Raw genomic sequence first — 21777 nt, 5'->3', positions numbered from 1 at the left:
GGTCTACAGGGCGCCCTTCGTGGACGGCAGGATTCCGGCGGCGCGGGGGTCGCGCTCCGAGGCGTAGCGCAGGGCCCGGGCCAGGGCCTTGAACTGGCACTCCACGATGTGGTGCGCGTTGCGCCCGTAGGGCACGTGCACGTGGATCGCGACCTGAGCCTGGGCGACGAAGGACTCCAGTATGTGCCGGGTCATGGTGGTGTCGTAGGCGCCGATCATCGGCGCCATGCCCTCGGGCTCGGTGTGCACGAGGTAGGGGCGGCCGGAGAGGTCGACGGTCACCTGGGCGAGGGACTCGTCCAGCGGCACCGTGCAGTTGCCGAAGCGGTAGATGCCCACCTTGTCGCCGAGGGCCTGCCGGAAGGCGGCGCCCAGCGCGAGGGCGGTGTCCTCGATGGTGTGGTGGGAGTCGATGTGCAGGTCGCCGTCGGTCTTCACGGTCAGGTCGAACAGACCGTGCCGGCCGATCTGGTCGAGCATGTGGTCGTAGAAGCCGACACCGGTGGCGATGTCCGTCTTCCCGGTGCCGTCCAGGTCGATCTCGACGAGGACCGAGGTCTCCTTGGTGGTGCGCTCCACGCGCCCGACGCGGCTCATGCGCCTTGCTCCTGTTCTTTCTTCAACTCACGGACCGCGTCCAGGAACGCGTCGTTCTCCGCCGGGGTGCCCGCGGTCACCCGCAGCCATCCCGGTACGCCGTTGTCCCGGACCAGGACGCCCCGGTCGAGGATGCCGCGCCAGGCGGCACGGGTGTCCTCGAACCGCCCGAACTGGACGAAGTTCGCGTCGGACTCGGTCACCTCGTAGCCGATGGCGCGCAGTTCGGCCACCAGCCGGTCCCGCTCGGACTTGAGCTGCTCGACGTAGGTGAGCAGGTCGTCCGTGTGTTCCAGGGCGGCCAGCGCGGTCGCCTGGGTGACGGCGGACAGGTGGTAGGGCAGCCGTACGAGCTGGACGGCGTCGACGACGGCCGGGTGCGCGGCGAGGTAGCCGAGCCGCAGGCCCGCGGCGCCGAACGCCTTCGACATCGTGCGGGAGACGACCAGGTGCGGCCGGTCCGCCAGCAGCGGCAGCAGCGAGGCGCCGTGGCTGAACTCGATGTACGCCTCGTCCACCACGACCATCGTCGGCTTCACGGCCTGCGCGGCGTCGTGCAGGGCGAGGACGGTGGCGGCCGGTACGGCGTTGCCGGTGGGGTTGTTGGGGCTGGTGACGAAGACGACGTCCGGGCGGTGCTCGGTGATGGCGCGCACGGCGGCGTCCAGGTCGATGGTGAAGTCCTCGTTGCGCGGTCCGGAGATCCATCCGGTGCCGGTGCCGCGCGCGATGAGGGCGTGCATGGAGTACGAGGGCTCGAAGCCGATCGCGGTGCGGCCGGGCCCGCCGAAGGTCTGCAGCAGCTGCTGGATGATCTCGTTGGAGCCGTTGGCCGCCCAGACGTCGCCCGGGCCCACGGGGTGGCCCGTGGTGCGCGTCAGGTAGGCGGCGAGCGCGGTGCGCAGCTCGACGGCGTCCCGGTCCGGGTAGCGGTTGAGGTGGCGGGCGGCCTCGCGGACCCGCTCGGTGATCCGCTCGACCAGCGCCTCGGGCAGCGGGTAGGGGTTCTCGTTGGTGTTCAGCCGTACGGGCACGTCCAACTGGGGCGCGCCGTAGGGGGACTGGCCGCGCAGTTCGTCCCGTACGGGCAGATCGTCGATGCCGAACGTCACTTGCTTGCCGGGACCTTCCACTCGAACCGTGCCTTGATCGCCGCGCCGTGCGCGGGCAGGTCTTCCGCCTCCGCCAGCGTCACCACGTGGTGCGCGACCTCGGCCAGGGCGTCGCGCGTGTAGTCGACGACGTGGATGCCGCGCAGGAAGGACTGCACGGACAGGCCCGAGGAGTGGCAGGCGCAGCCACCGGTGGGCAGGACGTGGTTGGACCCGGCCGCGTAGTCGCCGAGGGAGACCGGCGCCCAGGGGCCGACGAAGATCGCCCCGGCGTTGTGGACGCGGTCCGCGACGGCGGCGGCGTCGGCGGTCTGGATCTCCAGGTGCTCGGCGCCGTAGGCGTCGACGACGCGCAGCCCCTCCTCGATGCCGTCGACCAGGACGACGGCGGACTGGCGGCCGGCGAGCGCGGGGGCGATCCGGTCGTCCAGGTGCTTGGCGACCGCGGTCTGGGCCGCCAGCTCCTTCTCGACGGCCTCCGCGAGCGCGGCCGAGTCGGTGACCAGGACGGCGGCGGCCAGCGGGTCGTGCTCGGCCTGGCTGATCAGGTCGGCGGCGACGTGCACCGGGTCGGCGCCGGCGTCGGCGAGGACGGCGATCTCGGTCGGCCCGGCCTCGGCGTCGATGCCGATGCGGCCGGCGAAGTGGCGCTTGGCGGCGGCGACCCAGATGTTGCCGGGGCCGGTGACCATGTTGACCGGCGGGCAGGACTCGGTGCCGTGCGCGAACATCGCGACGGCGGTGGCGCCGCCGGCCGCGTAGACCTCGTCGACGCCGAGCAGGGCGCAGGCGGCGAGGATGGTCGGGTGCGGCAGCCCGCCGAACTCGGCCTGGGCGGGCGAGGCCAGCGCGATCGAGCCGACGCCGGCCTCCTGGGCGGGCACCGCGTTCATGATCACGGACGAGGGGTAGACCGAGCGGCCGCCGGGCGCGTAGAGGCCGACCCGCTGGACCGGCACCCACTTCTCGGTGACGGTGCCGCCGGGCACGACCTGGGTGGCGCGGGTGGTGCGGCGCTGGGCGCGGTGGACGACGCGGGCGCGGCGGATGGACTCCTCCAGGGCCGCGCGAACGGCCGGATCCAGCTCCTCCAGCGCGCGTGCCAGCGCGGCGGCCGGGACCCGGACGCTCTCCAGGGTGACCCCGTCGAACCGCTCGGCGAAGTCGATCAGCGCCGCGTCGCCACGATGATGCACGGCCTCGCAGATCGGACGCACCTTCTCCAGGGCGGCCGAGACGTCGAAGTCGGCTCGGGGCAGCAGGTCGCGCAGGGCCGCGCCCTCGGGGAGGGCGGCGCCGCGCAGATCGATTCGGGAGATCACGGAACCAATTCTCTCAGACCCGCGTCGGAGGCCGTCCGCGCGTATCAGTGGCTGATACGGAACGCCACGGCCCGTCACCGCCCCGGGAGGACACCGAAGTTCGCCCTCACGTTGAGTGTTCAGGTGGTCACACAGTGGGCATGAACGGTTGTACGAAGTGTGACGGACTGCCGAAGGGACGGGGAGGGAGTGATGTGCCGTGACCGAAGGGGACGGCCACCGTGACGGAGAGCTGCCGGAAGACCTGACACTGGTCGAGGCCGGCATGTGGCAGGCGTTCCGCGAGGGCGGCGTGTACGACCTCAGCGGCGGTGACGCGCTGGTCGACGATCCGCACGGCGGGCAGGTGTGGGGTCCGGAGCGGACGGTGCGGGCGCGCGTCGTGTGCTGGCTGCTCCTCGACGGTCCCCCGGCGCTGGCGGGCCGGGTGGCCTCACTCCAGCTCGTGGGCGTGCGGATCAGCGGCACCATGGACCTCGCGGGCGGCACGGTGGTGCCGTACGTGGAGCTGCGGCGCTGCCGCTTCGACCGGCAGGTGCTGCTGCCGGAGGCCCGCTTCACCACGGTGCGGATGGTCGACTGCGCGGTGCCCCGGCTGGAGGCCGCCCGGCTGCACACCGAGGGCGACCTGCACCTGCCGCGCTGCCGCTTCGCCCAGGGCATCCGGCTGACGGACGCCCGGATCGGCACCGACCTGCTGCTCAACCAGGCGGTGGTGCACCGGGACCGCAGCGGGCGCTCCATCGCCGCGGACGGCATGACGGTGGGCCAGGACCTCCAGGCCGAGATGATGGAGTCGTACGGGGAGATGAGCCTGCGCGGCGCCACGGTCGGCGTGTCGCTGAGCCTGCGCGGCGCCCTGCTCCGCAACCCGTACGCCCGGCTCGCGCTGAACGCGCCGCAGCTCACCGTGGAGCGGACGCTGTACCTGACCCCGGCGGGGCTGGGCAGCTCGCTGCTGCGGGGCACCACACCTGCGGAGGGGACGCGGGTCCAGCGCTTCTCCTGCCAGGGCGGGGTGCGGCTGGACGACGGGCGCTTCGGCGACGCGGTCGACCTGGAGCAGGCGCGGTTCACCTTCACCGACGAGCAGGAGCTGTCGCTGCGCCGGGTGCAGACGCCGGAGCTGCGGTTCCTGGGCGAGAACCCGACGCGCGGAAAGGTGGTGCTGTCGGGGGCGCGGGTCGTCAATCTGGTCGACCGGGCGGAGAGCTGGCCGGGTCCCGGCCGGCTGCACATGGGCGGCTTCTCCTACGAGAACCTGGTGCCGCGCGGCCCGTTCCCGCTGGAGCGGCGGCTGCGCTGGGTCGCCGCGGCGACGGCGGAGTACAACCCGGAGCCGTACGAGCGGCTGGCCGCCGTGCTCCGTCCGAAGGCGGACGCCGAGGACGCCCGGGAGGTGCTGCTCGCCAAGCAGCGCCGCCGCCGCGAGAGCCTGCCGCCGGCCGCGAAGCTGGTGGGGTACGCGCAGGACTGGACGGTGGCCTACGGCTACCGTCCGGGGCGGGCGGCGGTGTGGATGGCGGTGCTGTGGGCGGCGGGGTCGCTGGCCTTCGCGCGGGCCGATCCGCCGCCGCTGAAGGGCGAGGAGCATCCGGAATGGAGCCCGGTCCTGTTCGCGCTGGATCTGCTGCTGCCGGTGATCGACCTCGGCCAGGTCGGCTTCTGGCACCTGCGCGGCCCGTGGAAGTGGCTGGCCGCGGCCCTGGTCCTGGTCGGCTGGATCCTCGCCACGACGGTCGCGGCGGGCGCGACCCGCCTTCTGCGCCGGAGCTGACCGGGGCCGCGCTCCGGGACGCGGCCGAAGCGGTGCGGAGGGCGGCGCCCGCAGGGCCTCCGCGCGCCCGCGGGACGCACGGCGGTCCCGGCGGTCCCCGGGTGCGCCCCACCGGTCGCAGGGCCCCTCTGCGGGCGGGCGATGGTCAAGGTGACGCCCGGGGCGTCACCCCGCCGGGCCTCCCGCACGGGGCTCGGAGCGGAGCTTCGGCCGGGCCGGGCGGGGCGCGTGGCGGGTGGGGCCGCCGGGCCGGGCGCGGCGCGCATTAGGCTTCTGCGTCGTGACCACCGTCCGGCTCCCCCTCTTCCCGCTGAACTCGGTGCTGTTCCCGGGGCTGGTGCTCCCGCTCAGCGTCTTCGAGGAGCGCTACCGCGCGATGATGCGCGACCTGCTGAAGACCCCCGAGGACGAGTCCCGGCGGTTCGCCGTCGTGGCCATCCGCGACGGGCACGAAGTGGCCCCCAGCGCCCCCGGCATGCCCGATCCCACGGCCGTGCCCGAGCGCGGGCCCACCGCCGGGTTCGGTCCCGACCCGATGGCGTCCTTCCACCGGGTCGGCTGCGTCGCGGACGCGGCGACCGTCCGGGAGCGGCCGGACGGCACCTTCGATGTGCTGGCCACCGGCACGACCCGGGTGCGGCTGCTGTCCCTGGACTCCTCGGGACCGTTCCTGACGGCCGAGCTGGAACCGCTGCCCGAGGAGCCCGGCGACGAGGCGGGCGCGCTGGCCGAGGGGGTGCTCCGCTCCTTCCGCCAGTACCAGAAGCGGCTGGCGGGCGCGCGCGAGCGGTCCCTGGCGACCGGCGCCGAGCTGCCCGACGAGCCCAGCGTGGTCTCGTATCTGGTGGCCGCCGCGATGATGCTCGACACGCCGACCAAGCAGCGCCTCCTCCAGGCCCCGGACACGGCCTCCCGGCTCCGGGACGAGCTGAAGCTGCTGCGCACCGAGACGGCGATCATCCGCACCCTGCCGTCGCTGCCGGCCTCGGAGCTCACCACCGGCCCGACGCACTACAACTGATCCGCGCCCCGGCGGACACCGCCGGGCACACGATCCGTGTACGGGGCGCCGTACGCACCCGACGCACGGTCTCCCGGAGGGACGGCAGCGATGGCGAAGAAGGCGAAGAAGCAGCAGGCCGGGGGCACCCCGGCGACGGTGGCGCTGACCGCGGCCGAGGTGGCGTACACGGTGCACGCCTACGACCACGACCCCGCCCACCCGTCCTACGGCGAGGAGGCGGCCGAGGCGATGGGCGTCTCCCCCGAGCGGGTCTTCAAGACGCTGGTCGCGGACGTCGACGGCGCGCTGACGGTCGCCGTGGTGCCGGTGGCGGGCTCGCTGGACCTGAAGGCCCTGGCGTCGGCGGTGGGCGGCAAGCGCGCGGCGATGGCCGACCCGGCGCTCGCGGAGCGCACCACGGGCTATGTGCGGGGCGGCATCTCCCCGCTGGGCCAGCGCAAGCGGCTGCCCACGGTCCTGGACGCCTCCGCCTCCGGCCATCCCACGATCTGTGTCTCGGCGGGCCGCCGGGGCCTGGAGGTCGAACTGGCCCCCACCGACCTGGCCGCCCTGACCAACGCCGTCCTCGCCCCCATCGGCCGCCTCTGACCCGGCCGGGCCCTCCCCACGGGAGGGCGGGGGACGGCACCGACAGTGCGCCGGTGCGGGCGGCCGGGCCCCATTGCCCTCCGGCACCGGGCGGACGGCACGGGCGGGCCGGCGGGGAAGCGTCCGGCCGGACGGGACCGGCCACACCGGAACCCGGGCGCCCGCACCCGGCCACCGAGACCGGACCCGGCCCTCCGCCGAGGCCGGACCCGGCCGTTCGAGAGTCGCGCGGGCGTGCGGGGCGCGTACGGCTGCGCTGACGCGAGCCGGGTGCGCGAGGGAGCACGGACCGGGCACGAGCGTGTGCGGGCGCGAGCGGCGAGCGTGTGCGGGGCGCGGGACGGGCGGGGCCGCCGCGCGGGCGAGCCGGGCGGGCACGCAGGGCGCCGTACCGCTCCGCGGGCACCAGCCGAGCGCGAGCGGAGCGCGGGCCCGAGCCGGACAGCCGCATGGGGCGCCGCGCGGGCATGAGCCGGACAGGTACAGAGGCACGGGGGAAGCACCGGACGGGCGCACGCCCCTGAGCGCCGGGCAGACGCACGTGATGTCCAGGGCGCCGACGTGCCCGGCTCCTCAGCCGGGCCGAAACCGGCCTCCGGAAGCCGCTCCGGCACGCGGAGCGCCGCACGGCTGCGCGGACGCGAGCGGGCACAGGCACGAGGAAGCGCGGGCGCGGCGGGGCGCAGGCAGGGGCGGGGGCAGCCGCATGGAGCGCCGGGCGGGCACGCAGGGCGCCGTATCGCCCGCGGGCATGAGCCGAGCGGGCAAGCGGGCGCGACGGAAGATGCCGGACGGACGCACGCGGGCGTCGGGCGGACCCGGCCGACGGCATGGGCGGCCGACGACAGCGGACACGCCCCGGCCTACGAAACGGGTGGCCCGGGGGGCCGGGACCAGGACGGGCCGACCGGGCCCGCGCAACGGGACGGACGGACCCGGAACCGGACCAGCGGGAAGAACTGGCCGAGGGACGGGCGGACCGAGGAACCGGCAACGGCGTGGACGGGCCGAAGCCCCGGACAGCGGCGCGGACGGGCCGAAGCCCCAGGCAGCGGCGCGGACGGGGCCGAAGCCCCAGGCAGCGGCACGGGTGGGCCGAAGCCCCGGACAACGGCGCGGGCGGCCGAAGCCCCGGCAACGTGACCCGGCCCCTTCCGCGTCCCCTCCGGGAGACCTACGTCGGCTTGCCGTCCCCCGCCCCCCGCGGCGACTCCCCCTGCGGCGTGCCCGCCGGGAGCCCGGGGTTTCCGGGGGCGTACGGGTCCGGGTCCGGGTCGCCCGGGGTGAACAGGCTGGTCAGGCCCAGGTGGACGCCGAGCGCGGCGATGGGCCAGGCCAGCAGCGCCCCGTGGGCGCCCAGCTTCAGCGGCGCGGAGAAGGTCACGCCCTTGCCCACGGCCCTGGCGTGGGCGATCACGTTCTGGGTGGGGCCGAGCCAGATGCCGACCCGCCAGGCGACCAGCGAGCCGAGCAGCCCCCCGGCGCCGAGCGCCACCGCCAGCGGCACCCCGCCGCCGCGCCGCAGCAGGAAGACCGCCGCCCCGGTGACCGCTCCGAAGGCCAGCGCCAGGAGGGTGAACGTGCCGTCGACCCCCACCGCCTGCTCGCCCTCGGAGTCCTTGAGGTAGACGACCCAGCTGTCGCCCATCGCGTCGCCGACCAGCGGCACGTGCGGCGCCAGCCACCACCAGAGGACCCCCAGCAGCACCCCGGAGAGCGCCAGCGCCACCAGCGCCAGGACGGCCTGCCGCACTTCCGGCCACGTCCAGAGGCCCTGCTGGTCACCGTTCCGGTACGGGGCGAGGTCCACCGCGTGCGCGCCGGCGGGCGGCGGTACCGGCCCGCCCCCGCCCGAGGGACGGCCGTGGGGTGGTGTGGGGGGAGTCAGGGGTGCGGTCACCCTGACATGTTGCCAAACGCGCCCGTGGCGCGCGTCACCGGACGGCGGCCCGCCGGTACGCCCAGGTGGCGACGGCCAGCGAGACCACGCCGACCGCGGCGCACACGGCGAGGTCGCCGAGGACCAGGGCCCAGTCGGGGTCCTTCCCGAAGGTCCGGGCGAACGCCTCGACGCCATAGGTCGAGGGCAGCAGGTCCCGGGCCAGCCGCACGACCCCGGGCATCCGCTCGGCCGGGAGCACGCCCAGCAGCAGCGCCGCCGACATCCCGAGCTGGCCCAGCAGGGTGGCCAGCTCGGGCCGGGGCGCCAGCAGCCCGAGCGCCGCGCCGAGCCCGGCCAGCGCGGCCCCGGCCAGGGGGATGACGGCCACCAGCACCCAGAGGTGGGTCAGCGGCAGCCCGAAGAGCACGCAGCCGAAGACCGCCGTGACCACCGTCCCGGGCACGGTGAAGGAGGCGTAGGCGCCCGCCGCGCCCAGCACCACCGCGGCGGGCGGCACCGGCAGGGTCGCGTAGTGGTCCAGCCCGCCGCTGGCGCGGAGCTGGCCGAAGTACTGGGCCAGGAGGTTGAGCGCGACGAAGGCGACGACCAGCACCGCCGAGCCCGCGACCACGGCCCGCGCCTCACCGCCGCCGTCCACGACGCCGCGCATCAGGATCATGATGCCGACCGACTGGAAGGTGGCGACGAACAGCAGCGGGATGCGGGCGACCCGTGCCCGGGAGAGCTGGGCCCGGTACACCGCCGCCAGGGAGGGCCACAGCCGCGCCGCGGGGGCCAGCTCCGCCGCTCCGGGGGCGGCACCGGGCCGCTCGGCGGCCAGGGCACCGCCCGGCCGGACATCGCCGGGAACGACACTCACGTCGCGCAGCTCCGTTTCCTCGCGGTCCTCGGGTCGGGCCGTGACCGGGGGCGCGGGCACGGTGCCCCCCATTCTGGCCCCGCGGGCGCTCACGCCCGCACCAGCCCCTGCCGGGCGTCGCCGCCCAGCGCCAGGTACACGTCCTCCAGGCTGGGCGTGGCCAGGGTGAAGTCGTCCAGGGCGGCGAAGGCGGCACCGCCGGTGACGGTGGCGACGACGGCGCGGGCCTCCTCGGGGGCCAGCCGCAGCGTCCAGCGGCGCCCCGACTCGGCGGCGCGGTCGCGCAGGGCGGCGACCTCGGGGACGTTCAGGGGGGCCGTCTCGCGCCAGACCAGGTCGACGCGGACCTCGCCGGCGACCCGCTCCTTGAGCCCGGCGGGCGTGTCGCAGGCGATCACGCGTCCCTGGTCGAGAACGGCGACCCGGTCAAGGACGGTCTCGGCCTCGATGACGTTGTGGGTGACGAGCAGCACGGTCGTGCGGTGCTCGGCGCGGCGCCGGTCGACGGCGGCCCAGACGGCGCGGCGCGCCACCGGGTCCATGCCGGTGGTCGGCTCGTCGAGGACCAGCAGGGGGCGCTCCCCCACCAGGGCGGCGGCGAAGCAGGCCAGGCGCCGCTGGCCGCCGGAGAGCTTCTTCAGCGGGCGGGAGGCGAGCGGGGTCAGACCGAGTTCGTCCAGGACGGCGTCCCGCTCGGCGCGGGCCCGTCGGACGTCCAGTCCGCGCAGCCGCCCGGTGGTCTCGGCGGCCAGCGACACCGTCAGCTCGTCCAGGGCGGTGGACTCCTGGCCGAGGTAGGCGAGGATGCGGGCGGCCCGCTCCGGATGGCGCACGATGTCGTGGCCGAGGATCTCGACGCCGCCGCTGTCGGGGCGCATCAGCCCGGTGAGCTGGCGCACGAGGGTGGACTTGCCCGCGCCGTTGGGCCCCAGCAGTCCGAAGATCTCACCGCGGCGGATCTCCAGGGTCACGTCGTCGGTGGCCCGGACCTCGGGGGCGGCGGGGACCCCGCGCCTGCCGCGCACGGCGGGGTAGGTCTTGGTCAGCGCGCGGACGACGCACACGGCATCGCCACCGGGTCGAGATGACTGTGCCGCGCGCGTACTCACAAGGGACGAGACTACGGGGTCGGCGGTCCCGTCCCGCCGCCGGGTCCGCGCACGGGGGCCGTTTCGGCGGGCGCCCCGGTGGCCCGCCGGGGGCGCCCGGTGGCGGCCGGGGGCGCGTCAGTCGCCCGCGGAGGCGCGTTCGGTCGCCGTGCGCTGGTCGATCTCGCGCCAGAAACCGGCCCGGATCGCGTACCGGTCGTGCTCGTCGATCTGGTCGTCCTTGTGGGCGAGCAGTCCGAAGCGGGCCGCGTAGCGCAGCAGCTCGCCGTCGACCCGGTGCGGGATGCGCGGGTACATCACGGAGAGCTTCTGCAGGTGGACGTGGTCGCCGAGGCGCTCCACCCAGCGCCGGGCGAAGACCTGGCCGACCTCGAAGGGGTCGCCGCCGACGGTGGTGATGTCCTCCTCGCGGTCGGCCCAGCGCTGCTCGGCGGAGGTGAGTTGGGCGAGCGTGGGCAGCGAGAGGGTCTCGGCCGGTTCACCCGCGGCGGGGCGGTCGACCCAGCCCTTGTCGGAGGACCAGCGCAGGGTGGCGCTGGCGGGGTGCGGATGCGGCTGGGGGTGCGGGCCGGGGGCGCGCAGGGCGGCGAGGTCCTTGGGGGTGGGGACGCCCTTGGCGGGCGGTACGCGCTCCCCCGCGCCGGGGGCGGGCAGGGCGGCGGGGTGCGCGGGCTCCGGGGCGGGCTCGGCGGGGGCGGGCAGGGAGGAGTCGGGCAGCGGCGCGGAGAGGATGGCGGCGATCTCGGGGCGGGGCGCGGGCGGCGGGGCGCAGATCCCGCCGATCTCCCGGGCCCGGACGGCCTTGGTGATCCAGGCGCGGTCCAGGACGCGGCGCTCGTCGGCCTCGGCGACGAGGTCCTCGGACTGGTTGTAGTCGCCGTCGGCGGCCTGGACGGCCCACAGGTGGACGGCGACGCCGTGCTCCTTGGCGGCCATCATGCCCGGCAGCAGGTCGCCGTCGCCGGTGACGAGGACGACGTCGGAGCAGGCGCGGTTGCGGGCCAGCTCGGTCAGTTCGGCGTGCATGGCGGCGTCCACGCCCTTCTGCGCCCAGCGCCCGTCACTGCGGGTGAGGGCGCCGAGGCGGACGGTGACGCGGGGCATCACGCGCAGCCGCCGGTGCTCGGGCTGCGGGACGCGGTCGGGGGCGCCGTCGAACCAGTAGATGCGCAGCAGGGGCTGCTGGGTCTCGGACTCGGCACGTTCGCGCAGCCCCTGAATGAGGGAGGCGTGGTCGACGCTGATGCGGGAGCGTGAGGGCTCGCCGGCGAGGAGACTGGCGGCGGCCCCCAGCAGATACCCGGCGTCCACCAGGACGATGCAGCGGTCCACGCGATCCACCCTCTTTCCGGGAGGTTTGCTTCGGCTTCCTTCGAGTCTGCCCGACCGCGCGGAGGTTAACGGCCCGAACTCGATCATCGGCGTGGCGTTTCCGTGCCGCACGGCCCGACGAGCCGCGTCACGGACGGTAATTGCCCGATATGCGTTCTTTGTTGGCCTGTGTAAATCTGGTTCCGGCCCTGGCCCCTAGATCCCCCTCAGGAGGCAGATCACCATGGCCAAGAACAAGCACAACCGTGACCGCAAGCAGCAGTCCCAGCCCTCGCGCGGCGCGCAGCAGAGCGAGCCGTCGACGTTGGACCGCGAGGAGCAGCTCGCTCCGCAGCTCTCCCCCGGCGACCACGCCTCCCGCAAGCGGGAGAAGCGCTTCGGCCACAACTGACGCGCGGCGCACGGCCTGTCGCGGCCGGTGAACACGACAGGGGCGCACCCGGTGCACGGGTGCGCCCCTGAGCCGTCGGACGCGCCCGCGAGCCGGGCGCGGCGGCCGGGCCCCGGCCCGGCGGGTCAGCCCGCCAGGCAGGACGGGCCGAGCAGCACCTTCAGATCGCCGAAGAGGGCCGGGTCGGGCTTGACCCGGTGCCGGTCCAGGCGCAGGACGGTGGTCCGGGTCGGGCCCTGGAGCCTGATCCGCACCTCGCTGTCGCCCTTGTGGTGGGTGAGGATCTCCCCGAGCCGGCTGACCATGGGCGGGGTGACCCGGGTGGCCGGGATGGTGAGCACCACGGGCGCGTTGGTGCCCGCGTGGGAGAGGTCGGGGACGGTCAGCTCCATGGCGACCAGCCGCGGCACGTCCTCCCGCTTGTCGAGGCGGCCCTTGACGAACACCACGGCGTCCTCGACGAGTTGCGTGGAGACGAGCTGGTAGGTGGCCGGGAAGAACATGCACTCGATGGCACCGGCCAGGTCCTCGACGGTGGCGATGGCCCAGGCGTTGCCCTGCTTGGTCATCTTGCGCTGGAGGCCCGAGATGATGCCGCCGATGGTGACGACCGCGCCGTCGCCGAAGTCACCGCCGGTGAGCTGGGAGATGCCCGCGTCGGCCTTGTCGGACAGCACGTGCTCCAGCCCGAACAGCGGGTGGTTGGAGACGTAGAGGCCGAGCATCTCCCGTTCCTGCGCGAGCAGGTAGGTCTTCTCCCACTCGTCCTCGCCGAAGACCACGTCGAGCCCGAAGCCCGGTTCGTCGCTCTGCTCGTCGCCCATGCCGCCGAAGAGGTCGAACTGCCCCTCGGCCTCCTTGCGCTTGACCGCGACCACGTTGTCGATCATCGGTTCGTACTGCGCGGTGAGGCCCTTGCGGGTGTGGCCCATCGTGTCGAAGGCGCCGGCCTTGATCAGTGACTCGGTGGTCCGCTTGTTGCAGACGACGGCCTCGACCTTGTCGAGGTAGTCGGGGAAGGAGGCGTACTTCCCCTTGGCCTTGCGGCTGCGGATGATCGCCTCGACCACGTTGGTCCCGACGTTGCGGACGGCGGAGAGGCCGAAGAGGATCACGTCGTCGCCCTGGGCGGCGAAGTTGGACTCGGACTCGTTGACGTTGGGCGGGAGCACCTTGATGCCCATGTGCCGGCACTCGTTGAGGTAGACGGCCGACTTGTCCTTGTCGTCCTTGACCGAGGTGAGCAGGGCGGCCATGTACTCGGCCGGGTGGTTGGCCTTGAGGTAGGCGGTCCAGTAGGAGACCAGTCCGTACGCGGCGGAGTGGGCCTTGTTGAAGGCGTATCCGGCGAAGGGGACCAGCACGTCCCAGAGGCCCTGGATGGCCTCGTCGCTGTAGCCGTTCCTGCGGGCGCCGGCCTGGTAGATGACGAAGTTCTTCTCCAGCTCCTCCGGCTTCTTCTTGCCCATCACGCGGCGGAGGATGTCGGCCTCGCCGAGCGAGTACCCGGCGATGATCTGGGCGGCCTTCTGCACCTGCTCCTGGTAGACGATCAGGCCGTAGGTGACGTCCAGGACCTCCTTGAGCGGCTCCTCCAGCTCCGGGTGGATCGGGGTGATCTCCTGCTGGCCGTTCTTCCGCAGCGCGTAGTTGATGTGCGAGTTCATGCCCATCGGGCCCGGCCGGTACAGGGCCGAGACGGCGGAGATGTCCTCGAAGTTGTCGGGCTTCATCATGCGCAGCAGGGAGCGCATGGGGCCGCCGTCGAACTGGAAGACGCCCAGGGTGTCGCCGCGCTGGAGGAGTTCGAAGGTGGTGGGGTCGTCGAGCGGGAGGCCGAGGAGGTCGATGTCGATCCCCTTGTTGGCCTTCACCATCTTGACGGCGTCGTCCATGATCGTGAGGTTGCGCAGGCCGAGGAAGTCCATCTTCAGCAGGCCGAGCGACTCGCAGCTCGGGTAGTCCCACTGGGTGATGGTCACGCCGTCGGAGTGCCGGACCCACACCGGGACGTGCTCGGTGATGGTCTCACTGGACATGATGACGCCGGCGGCGTGCACGCCCATCTGCCGGACCAGGCCCTCCACACCGCGGGCGGTGTCGATGACCTTCTTCACGTCCGGTTCGTTCTCGTACATCCCGCGCACCTCGCCCGCCTCCGAGTAGCGGGGGTGCTTGGGGTCGGTGATGCCGGAGAGCGGGATGCCCTTGCCGAGGACGTCGGCGGGCATCGCCTTGGTGATGCGGTCGCCCATCGCGTACGGGTAACCGAGCACGCGGGCGGAGTCCTTGATGGCGTTCTTCGCCTTGATCTTGCCGTAGGTGCCGATCATGGCGACCTTGTCGGCCCCGTACTTCTCGGTCACGTACCGGATCACCTCGACGCGCCGACGCTCGTCGAAGTCGATGTCGACGTCGGGCATGGAGACGCGCTCGGGGTTGAGGAACCGCTCGAAGATCAGTCCGTGCGGGATCGGGTCGAGGTCGGTGATGCCCATGGCGTAGGCGACGATCGAGCCGGCCGCGGAGCCCCGGCCGGGGCCGACGGCGATGCCCTGGTTCTTGGCCCACATGATGAAGTCCGCGACCACCAGGAAGTAGCCCGGGAACCCCATCTGGATGATGACGTCCATCTCGTAGGCGGCCTGCCGCTGGCGGTCCTCGGGGATGCCGCCGGGGAAGCGGCGCTCCATGCCCCGGCGGACCTCCTCCTGGAACCAGGTGACCTCGGTGTAGCCGTCGGGGATGTCGAACTTCGGCATCAGGTCGCGCTTGTGGAACATGCCCTCGACGTCGACCATCTCCGCGACCAGCCGCGTGTTGGCGCACCCCTCCTGCCAGGCGTCGGAGGAGTCGATGGCGTACATCTCGTCGGTCGACTTCAGGTAGTAGCCGGTGCCGTCGAACTTGAAGCGGTCGGGGTCGGAGAGGTTCTTGCCGGTCTGGATGCACAGCAGCGCGTCGTGGGCGGTCGCCTCGTGCGCGTAGGTGTAGTGCGAGTCGTTGGTGACCAGGGGCGGGATGCCGAGCTTGCGCCCGATGTCCAGCAGCCCGTCGCGGACCCGGTGCTCGATGTCGATGCCGTGGTCCATCAGCTCCAGGAAGTAGCGGTCCTTGCCGAAGATGTCCTGGTAGTCGGCGGCGGCCTTGAGCGCCTCGTCGAAGTGGCCGAGCCGCAGCCGGGTCTGGACCTCGCCGGAGGGGCAGCCGGTGGAGGCGACGATCCCCTCGGACCACTGGGCGATGGTCTCCTTGTCCATGCGCGGCCACTTCTGCAGCCAGCCCTCGGCGTAGGCGTCGGAGGAGAGGCGGAAGATGTTGTGCAGGCCCGTCCGGTTCACCGCCCACATGGTCTTGTGGGTGTAGCCGCCGGAGCCGGAGATGTCGTCGCGCTTCTGGTGCGGCTGGCCCCAGAGGATCTTGCGCTTGTTGCGGCGCGACTCGGGCGCCACGTACGCCTCGATGCCGATGATCGGGGTGATCCCGGCGCTCCGGGCGGTGTGGAAGAAGTCGTACGCCCCGTGCAGGTTGCCGTGGTCGGACATGGCGATGTGCGTCATGCCCATCTCGTTGCAGGCGTCGAACATGTCCTTCAGCCGCGCGGCACCGTCCAGCAGCGAGTACTGGGTGTGGACGTGCAGGTGCGTGAACGGCGGCTTCGACACGTGCGGCCTCCTGGGAAGACTGGGGACGACGGGCTGCGGTCAGTCCGGGGGGTCAGCGTCGAAGTCTATGCCTCACCACTGACGCCCCGGGCCCCGCACGCGTACCGTCGGCCCCGGGCCCGCGTGTCGGGCCGCCCGCCCCGGCCGGGGCACTCCCGCGCGGTGCCGCACGTTGGTCCGAACGGAGCGCCCGCCCCCCGGACGCATCCCCCGGACCCGGACCGGCTCCCCCCAGCAGACACCACCGGGGCCGCCCGCCCGCACCGCTCCCCCACGGACCGCACCACACCCCCGGAACGCACCACCGCACCAGGAGGCACCCAGCGATGCCGGTCCCGCAGCCCGACGACGAGCGACGCGGCGAGGAGATCCTCGCCGTCCTCCACACCGCCTTCGGCCGGCTCCCGGCCACCGACCCGGACGCGTACCGGGCGCGCCTGCGCGGGATGGCGGGCTCCGCCCTCGCCTTCCACAGCGGCGCGGCCTGCCTCTTCCACCACGACCTGGCCGGCGAGGAGCGCGGCGGGCCGTACCTGGACGAGCGCACCTCCCGGGTGTGGACGCACGGCGACCTGCACGCCGGGCGCTTCGGCACCCGCATGGACTCCACCGGCCGCCTGGTCTTCGGCGCCACCGGCTTCGACGAGGCCTACGTCGGCCCCTTCACCCGGGACCTGAGGCGCTTCGTCACCTCCGTCGCGCTGATCTGCTGGTCGAAGGCGCTGAGCGACGCCTGGATCGGCGAGGTGGTGCGGGCGTACGCGGACGCCTACCGGGAGCGCGTGCACGCCCTGGCGACCGGCGCCAAGAGCGACGAGGTGCCGCCCTTCACCCTGGACACCGCGGAGGGGCCGCTGCTGGGCGTGCTGCGCCGGGCGCGGGCGCTGACCCGGACCGGGCTGCTGGACTCGCTGACGGAGGTCCGCGACTTCGAGCGCCGCTTCACCTCCGCCGCCGGGGCCGTCGAGCTGGACGCGGCCACCCGCTACAAGGTGCTTGCGGCCTTCGACGGCTATCTGGAGACGCTGCCGGAGTGGTACCTGACCCGGCCCGACTCCTACCGCGTGAAGGACGTGGTGGGACGGCGCGCCCCGGGCACCGGCGGGTCCGGTCCCGCGGCGTCGTACGACATCCTCCTTGAGGGCGGCAGCGACGCCCTGGAGAACGACGTGGTGATCCGCGTCGAGCGGCCCGGCACCCCGGCCCTGTCCCGGCACGTGGCCGACGCGGAGCTCCGGGACCGGTTCGAGCACGAGGGCCACCGCGCGGTGGTCTCGCAGCGGGCGCTGCAGACGCACACCGACCCGTGGCTGGGCTGGACCGAACTGGACGGCACCGGCCGCCGGGTGTCCGAGGTCTCCCCCTACGAGGCGGTCCTGGACTGGGACGCCCTGGACGACCCGGAGGAGATGGCGGAGGTGGCCGCGGACCTGGGCCGGGCGACGGCCGCCCTGCACGCGGCGGCGGACGACCCCTCCGGGGACTCCCCGGTGCCGTTCGCCACCGAGCGGGCCATCGACGCCGCGCTCGCCGCCGACGAGGAGGGGTTCGCGCCGCTGCTGGTGGACTTCGCGCACGAGGGTGCCGCGCGGGCGCGCGCCGACCACCGGATCCTCGTCGGCCTGCTCCGCGAGGGCCGGGTGCCCGGCGTCTGAGCCGGGCCGGGCCGGGACGGCGGGGTGCCCGCCGCGGCTCTGGGCCGGGACGGCGGGGTGCCCGCCGCGGCTCCGGCTCCGCGCGCGGCGGCGGCGCGCGCCCCGGCGGCCGGCGGCGGTCCGCGGTGGGGTGACCAGCGGTGGTCCGCGGTGGGGTGACCGGCCGCGGCGCCCGGTGGAGGCGACCGGCGGCGGTTCCCGGTGGGTGCCGATATTCACAGCCCTCCTTTAGGAGTTCTTTACCTGCCTTCGTGCCACACTCGTGAATCGCTATGGACATATCCGGGACCCCACTCAGAGCCGTACGCGCGGCGCTGTTCACGGCACTCGTCGTGACGCTCAGCACCGCGTCGCACGTGCTGCTGTCCGGGGTCCCGCTGCCGTTGCGCACGGTGACGGCCGTGGCCGCCGCCGTGTTCGTCATCGCGTACGCCCTGGCCGGGCGCGAGCGCGGCTTCGGGCGCATCGCCGCGCTGCTGATCCCCCTGGAGCTGGCCGCCGACACGGTCTTCACCACCGGCCAGCACGTCTGCTACGGCAGCGCGGGCGGGCCGGTCACCGGGCCGCTGCGGTCCGTCGGCCTCGGCGTGCTCTGCGGCGACGGCACCGGCGTCGGCTCCGGGGTCGCCGCCCCGCTGGCCCGGGTCACCGGCGCCGAGGGCGACCGGCTGGCGGTGGCGCTGTCCGACGCCGCTCCGGCCACGGCCTGGCTGCTGCTCGGCGCGCACGTCGCCGTCGGCCTGGCCGCGGCCGCCTGGCTGCGGCGCGGCGAGCGGGCGCTGGCCCAGGTGCTGCGCGCGGTGGGCGCGACCACCTTCCGCCCACTGCTGGTGGCGGTCGCGGCGGTGACGGTGCGCCGGATCCCGGCCGCCGCCCGCCCGGTCCGCCCGGTGCGCCGCGCCGCCGTCGCGCGCGAGCTGATCCGCACCCATTCCCTGGGACGGCGGGGACCGCCGTGCCGCCCGGTCGCCTCCGTGTGACCGAGCACGCACCGCACTCCCCCCTTTCACGCATGCCCGCACACCCCCGTGCGCGCGTCCCCAGGAGAGAACACCACCATGAGCAAGAGGAACAGCCAGGCGGCGAAGACGGCGGCCCGCGAGCGTCTGCGCCAGGAGCGCGAGCGCCAGGCCAAGCGCGACAAGGCCAAGCGGCAGGTCGTCGTGGCCTGCTCGATCGTCGGCGTACTGGCGGTGGCCGGCGGCATCGGCTACTTCGTCGTGCAGAACAGCAAGCCCACCGGGTGGGACAAGGCCGCCGAGGCGAAGGTGGTCCTCCCGGCCAACTCGTCGGGCAAGGACGGCACCACGGTCCTCATCGGCGACTCCAAGTCCGACAAGGTCGTCCACCTCTACGAGGACCCGCGCTGCCCCGCCTGCGCCTCCATGGAGCAGGGCCTCGGCGAGACGATCAACAAGGGCATGAAGGACGGCGACTACAAGCTGTCCTTCACCCTGGGCACCTTCCTCGACAACAACCTGAGCGGTGAGGGCTCCAAGAACGCGCTCAGCGCGCTCGGTGCCGCGCTGGACGTGAGCACGGACGCCTTCATCGACTACAAGGGCGCCCTGTTCTCGGCGGAGCACCACCCCGACGAGTCGACCGACAAGTTCGCGGACGACTCCTACCTGATCAAGGTGGCCGACACCGTCGACGCCCTGAAGGGCAACAAGAAGTTCCAGGACTCCGTGAAGAACGGCACCTTCGACCCCTGGGCGATGCGCATGAGCGACTCCTTCCAGAAGGCGAAGGACGTCGAGTCGACGCCCACCATCAAGATCGACGACAAGGTGATCAAGAACCCGGGCTCGGTCGAGGAGTGGAACAAGACCCTCAAGGACGCCGGCATCGGGAAGTGACCGGCGGCCGACGGGCGGGCGGACTCTCCCCGGTTCGCCCCCTCGCGGCCCTACCGATCGGTAACATGATCGGGCGTGACCAGTCGACCCGGAACATCCGCTGACCCCGTCCCGCCCACCGCCGCACCGGCGGGCCCACGGCCCCCGAGCCGCCGCACGGTCGTGAAGGCCGCGGCGGCCGGGGCCGTCCTGGCCGCCCCGCCCGCCGGGGCCGGCGCCGCCGCGCCCGCCTTCCTGCACGGCGTCGCCTCGGGCGATCCGCTGCCCGACGGCGTCCTGCTGTGGACCCGGGTGACCCCGGTGCCCGAGGCCGTGCCGGGCTCCGGCGCCGGACCCGACACCGAGGTGCGGTGGACCGTCGCCGCCGACCGGGCGTTCACCCGCGTCGTCGCCCGGGGCACCGTCCCCGCCACCGCCGCCTCCGACCACACCGTCAAGGCCGACGTCCGGGGCCTGGCGCCCGCCACCGACCACTGGTTCCGCTTCTCCGCCGGGGACACCGACTCCCCCGTCGCCCGCACCCGCACCGCCCCCGCCCCCGGAGCCGCCGTCGCCGGACTGCGCTTCGGCGTGGTCTCCTGCGCCAACTGGGAGGCCGGCCACTTCTCCCCGTACCGGCACCTCGCGGCCCGCGGCGACCCGGACGCCGCCTCCGTCCGGGTCCGCTCCTACCGCACGCTCAGCGGCACCCAGCGGGTCCAGCGGGCCTACGACCCGGTCGGGCCGTCCTCGCCGAGGGAGTCGAGGAAGCCGAGCGCCACCCGCCAGGTGGACGCCGCCGCCTCCGCGTCGTAGTCCGGCAGCCCGGGGTCGGTGTAGAGGTGGCCCGCCCCGGGATACCGGTGCACCTCGACGTCGGCGCCGATCCGCCCCATCCGCAGGTACCAGGCGCTCAGCCAGTCGTCCGTCTCGAACGGGTCCGGCTCCGCCACGTGGAGCTGCACCGGCAGGCCGTCCACCGCCGCGTTGGGCGCGATGTCCGAGGTGCCGTGCAGGAGGAGCAGCCCGCGCGCCCGGTGGTCGCCGAGGGCGAGGGTCTGGGCGACGGAGGCGCCGAGCGAGAACCCGGCGTAGACCAGGCCGCGTTCGGAATAGGGCGCGGCGGCCAGCACGGCCCGCCGCAGCAGTTCCTCCCGGCCGATCCCCTCCTGGTGGGCCATGCCCTCCTCGACCGTGTCGAACGTCCGCCCGCCGAAGAGGTCCGGGGTCCACACCTGGTGCCCGGCGCCGCGCAGGCGCTCGGCGGCCTCGCGCACCGCGGGACGCGGGCCATGGGTCGAGTGAAAGAGCACGATGTTCATGGGGCCATCGTGCCAGGCGGGCAGGGTCGCGCCGCGCACGCCGGCTCCCCGGCGGAGGGCACGCGCACCGGCCGCGCCCGGCGGGGGCGAAGATCACAGGTTCGGTCCGCGCCCCGCCGGTTACGTTCCAGGGCATGGAGAACATACTCCGCCCGCTGATCGTCGTCGGCGGCTCCGTCCTGCTGACCCTCGCCCTCGGCTGGGCCACCGACCTGCTGCTGCGCAAGGCCGACGCGCGCCACCGCGAGACGCCCCTCTGGGGGCTGCTGCGCCGGGCCCTCGTCCCGTACCGGCTGGTGCTGTGCGCCGCCCTGCTGAGGGGCTCCTACGACCAGGCCGGGCTGTTCCCGTCGCACCGGGCCGGGATCGGCCGGACGCTGACGCTGGTCCTGATCGGCTCCACGGCCTGGCTGGTCGTCCGGATCGCCGCGGCGGTCGTCGAGACCTCCTACGCCCGCTACGCCCACGCGCACACCCGGCGCGACCCGGCCCGGGTGCGCCGGGTGCGCACCCAGGTCTCGCTGATCAGACGGGTGGTGTCGGCGGCGGTGGGCGTGGTCGCCGCCGCGTCCATGCTGCTGACCTTCCCCGACATGCGCGCGGCCGGGGCCTCGCTGCTGGCCTCGGCGGGCATCCTGGGCATCGTCGCCGGTGTGGCCGCGCAGTCCACCCTCGGCAATCTCTTCGCGGGGCTGCAGATCGCCTTCGGCGACATGGTGCGCATCGGCGACACCGTCGTGGTGAACGGCGAGTGGGGCACGGTCGAGGAGATCACCCTGACCTTCCTGACGGTGCGCACCTGGGACGAGCGCCGGTTCACCATGCCGGTGTCGTACTTCACCTCCCAACCGTTCGAGAACTGGTCGCGGGGGACCCCGCAGATGACCGGCGTCGTCCACTGGCACCTGGACCACACCGCGCCGCTGGACGCGATGCGCGAGCGGCTGCGGGACATCCTGCGGGACTGCCCGGCTTGGGACGGGCGGACCTACAACCTGACCGTCACCGACACCACCCCGAACACCATGCAGGTGCGGGCCCTGGTGACGGCGAAGGACGCGGACGACATCTGGACGGTGCGGGTCCATGTCCGCGAACGGATGATCCGCTGGCTGGCCGAGCACCACCCGCACGCCCTGCCCCGGGTCAACACCGCCCCGGCGGCCCGGGCCGGCGCGCCGGGACCGGCCTCCGGGACGACGACGGCTGGGACGGGGGCGACCGGGACGGAGAGGGCGGGGACGGAGGCGGCAGGGAAGGAGGCAGCGGAGACGTCGGCGGGG

General features: G+C 74.0%; 16 protein-coding genes and 2 pseudogenes. 9 read left to right on the top strand and 9 right to left on the bottom strand.

The window, feature by feature from the left end:
• Positions 1–3: 3 nt before the first annotated feature.
• Genes hisB through hisD form a run of 3 tightly spaced genes read right to left on the bottom strand, consistent with a single transcriptional unit; the run spans position 4 to position 3031 of the window.
• Positions 4–597 (bottom strand): imidazoleglycerol-phosphate dehydratase HisB, encoded by a 594-nt coding sequence (gene hisB / locus GTY84_RS06940; RefSeq protein ID WP_161225208.1) that lies wholly within the window; start codon positions 595–597, stop codon positions 4–6.
• Complete coding sequence (locus tag GTY84_RS06935) at positions 594–1709, bottom strand: histidinol-phosphate transaminase (RefSeq protein ID WP_161225207.1); 1116 nt, start codon at positions 1707–1709, stop codon at positions 594–596. The genes hisB and GTY84_RS06935 overlap by 4 nt, the downstream gene beginning before the upstream one ends.
• The gene (gene hisD, locus GTY84_RS06930; RefSeq protein WP_161225206.1) at positions 1706–3031 is read right to left on the bottom strand and encodes a histidinol dehydrogenase; all 1326 of its coding nucleotides are present in this window, start codon (positions 3029–3031) and stop codon (positions 1706–1708) included. The genes GTY84_RS06935 and hisD overlap by 4 nt, the downstream gene beginning before the upstream one ends.
• A 199-nt stretch (positions 3032–3230) precedes the next feature.
• Here hisD and GTY84_RS06925 point away from each other — a divergent pair, with 199 nt between their 5' ends.
• The 3 genes from GTY84_RS06925 to ybaK all read left to right on the top strand — a co-directional run bounded on the left by GTY84_RS06925 (position 3231) and on the right by ybaK (position 6420).
• On the top strand, positions 3231–4808 hold the full coding sequence (locus GTY84_RS06925) for an oxidoreductase (protein WP_161225205.1): 1578 nt from the start codon (positions 3231–3233) through the stop codon (positions 4806–4808).
• 280 nt (positions 4809–5088) lie between these two features.
• Positions 5089–5829, top strand: coding sequence for an LON peptidase substrate-binding domain-containing protein (locus GTY84_RS06920; protein WP_161225204.1), 741 nt, complete (start codon positions 5089–5091; stop codon positions 5827–5829).
• 90 nt (positions 5830–5919) lie between these two features.
• Positions 5920–6420, top strand: a complete 501-nt coding sequence (gene ybaK, locus GTY84_RS06915) for a Cys-tRNA(Pro) deacylase (protein ID WP_161225203.1) — start codon at positions 5920–5922, stop codon at positions 6418–6420.
• Positions 6421–7594: 1174 nt separating this feature from the next.
• Here ybaK and GTY84_RS06910 read toward each other — a convergent pair.
• The 4 genes from GTY84_RS06910 to GTY84_RS06895 form a co-directional block, all read right to left on the bottom strand.
• Entirely contained in the window at positions 7595–8320 is a 726-nt protein-coding gene (locus GTY84_RS06910) for an AAA family ATPase (RefSeq protein ID WP_161225202.1), read from the bottom strand.
• A gap of 34 nt (positions 8321–8354) precedes the next feature.
• Positions 8355–9182, bottom strand: a complete 828-nt coding sequence (locus GTY84_RS06905) for an ABC transporter permease (RefSeq protein WP_161225201.1) — start codon at positions 9180–9182, stop codon at positions 8355–8357.
• A gap of 89 nt (positions 9183–9271) precedes the next feature.
• Positions 9272–10246: an ABC transporter ATP-binding protein gene (locus GTY84_RS06900; protein WP_161225200.1), complete on the bottom strand. Its 975-nt coding sequence runs from the start codon at positions 10244–10246 to the stop codon at positions 9272–9274.
• Positions 10247–10408: 162 nt separating this feature from the next.
• A complete protein-coding gene (locus tag GTY84_RS06895) occupies positions 10409–11623 on the bottom strand; it encodes an NYN domain-containing protein (protein ID WP_161225199.1) in 1215 nt (404 codons plus the stop codon).
• A gap of 223 nt (positions 11624–11846) precedes the next feature.
• Between GTY84_RS06895 and GTY84_RS32885 the strand changes: the two genes are divergently transcribed.
• A complete protein-coding gene (locus GTY84_RS32885) occupies positions 11847–12014 on the top strand; it encodes a hypothetical protein (RefSeq protein ID WP_202549994.1) in 168 nt (55 codons plus the stop codon).
• A 125-nt stretch (positions 12015–12139) separates the two neighbouring features.
• On the opposite strand, the gene dnaE is transcribed toward GTY84_RS32885, so the two are convergent.
• Positions 12140–15679: a DNA polymerase III subunit alpha gene (gene dnaE, locus GTY84_RS06890; RefSeq protein ID WP_161225198.1), complete on the bottom strand. Its 3540-nt coding sequence runs from the start codon at positions 15677–15679 to the stop codon at positions 12140–12142.
• Positions 15680–16005: 326 nt separating this feature from the next.
• On the opposite strand from dnaE, the gene GTY84_RS06885 reads away from it, so the two are divergent.
• From GTY84_RS06885 to GTY84_RS06870, 4 genes and pseudogenes are all read left to right on the top strand, one after another.
• Complete coding sequence (locus GTY84_RS06885; RefSeq protein ID WP_161225197.1) at positions 16006–17334, top strand: DUF2252 family protein; 1329 nt, start codon at positions 16006–16008, stop codon at positions 17332–17334.
• Positions 17335–17606: 272 nt separating this feature from the next.
• On the top strand, positions 17607–18314 hold the full coding sequence (locus tag GTY84_RS06880) for a hypothetical protein (protein ID WP_161225196.1): 708 nt from the start codon (positions 17607–17609) through the stop codon (positions 18312–18314).
• Positions 18315–18392: 78 nt separating this feature from the next.
• The gene (locus GTY84_RS06875; RefSeq protein WP_161225195.1) at positions 18393–19193 is read left to right on the top strand and encodes a thioredoxin domain-containing protein; all 801 of its coding nucleotides are present in this window, start codon (positions 18393–18395) and stop codon (positions 19191–19193) included.
• A 162-nt stretch (positions 19194–19355) separates the two neighbouring features.
• Positions 19356–19841: pseudogene (locus GTY84_RS06870) on the top strand (PhoD-like phosphatase N-terminal domain-containing protein); the annotation flags it as partial.
• A gap of 59 nt (positions 19842–19900) precedes the next feature.
• On the opposite strand, the gene GTY84_RS06865 reads toward GTY84_RS06870, so the two are convergent.
• Positions 19901–20494: a dienelactone hydrolase family protein gene (locus GTY84_RS06865; protein ID WP_161225194.1), complete on the bottom strand. Its 594-nt coding sequence runs from the start codon at positions 20492–20494 to the stop codon at positions 19901–19903.
• 134 nt (positions 20495–20628) lie between these two features.
• Here GTY84_RS06865 and GTY84_RS06860 point away from each other — a divergent pair.
• Positions 20629–21657, top strand: a pseudogene (locus tag GTY84_RS06860) (mechanosensitive ion channel domain-containing protein); the annotation flags it as partial.
• Between the last annotated feature and the right edge of the window lie 120 nt (positions 21658–21777).

The organism is Streptomyces sp. SID8352 (genome assembly GCF_009862265.1).
Classification (GTDB): Bacteria; Actinomycetota; Actinomycetes; order Streptomycetales; family Streptomycetaceae; genus Streptomyces.
The sequence above is the reverse complement of the archived record's forward strand: the minus strand, read 5'-3'. Positions and strand labels throughout refer to the sequence as shown.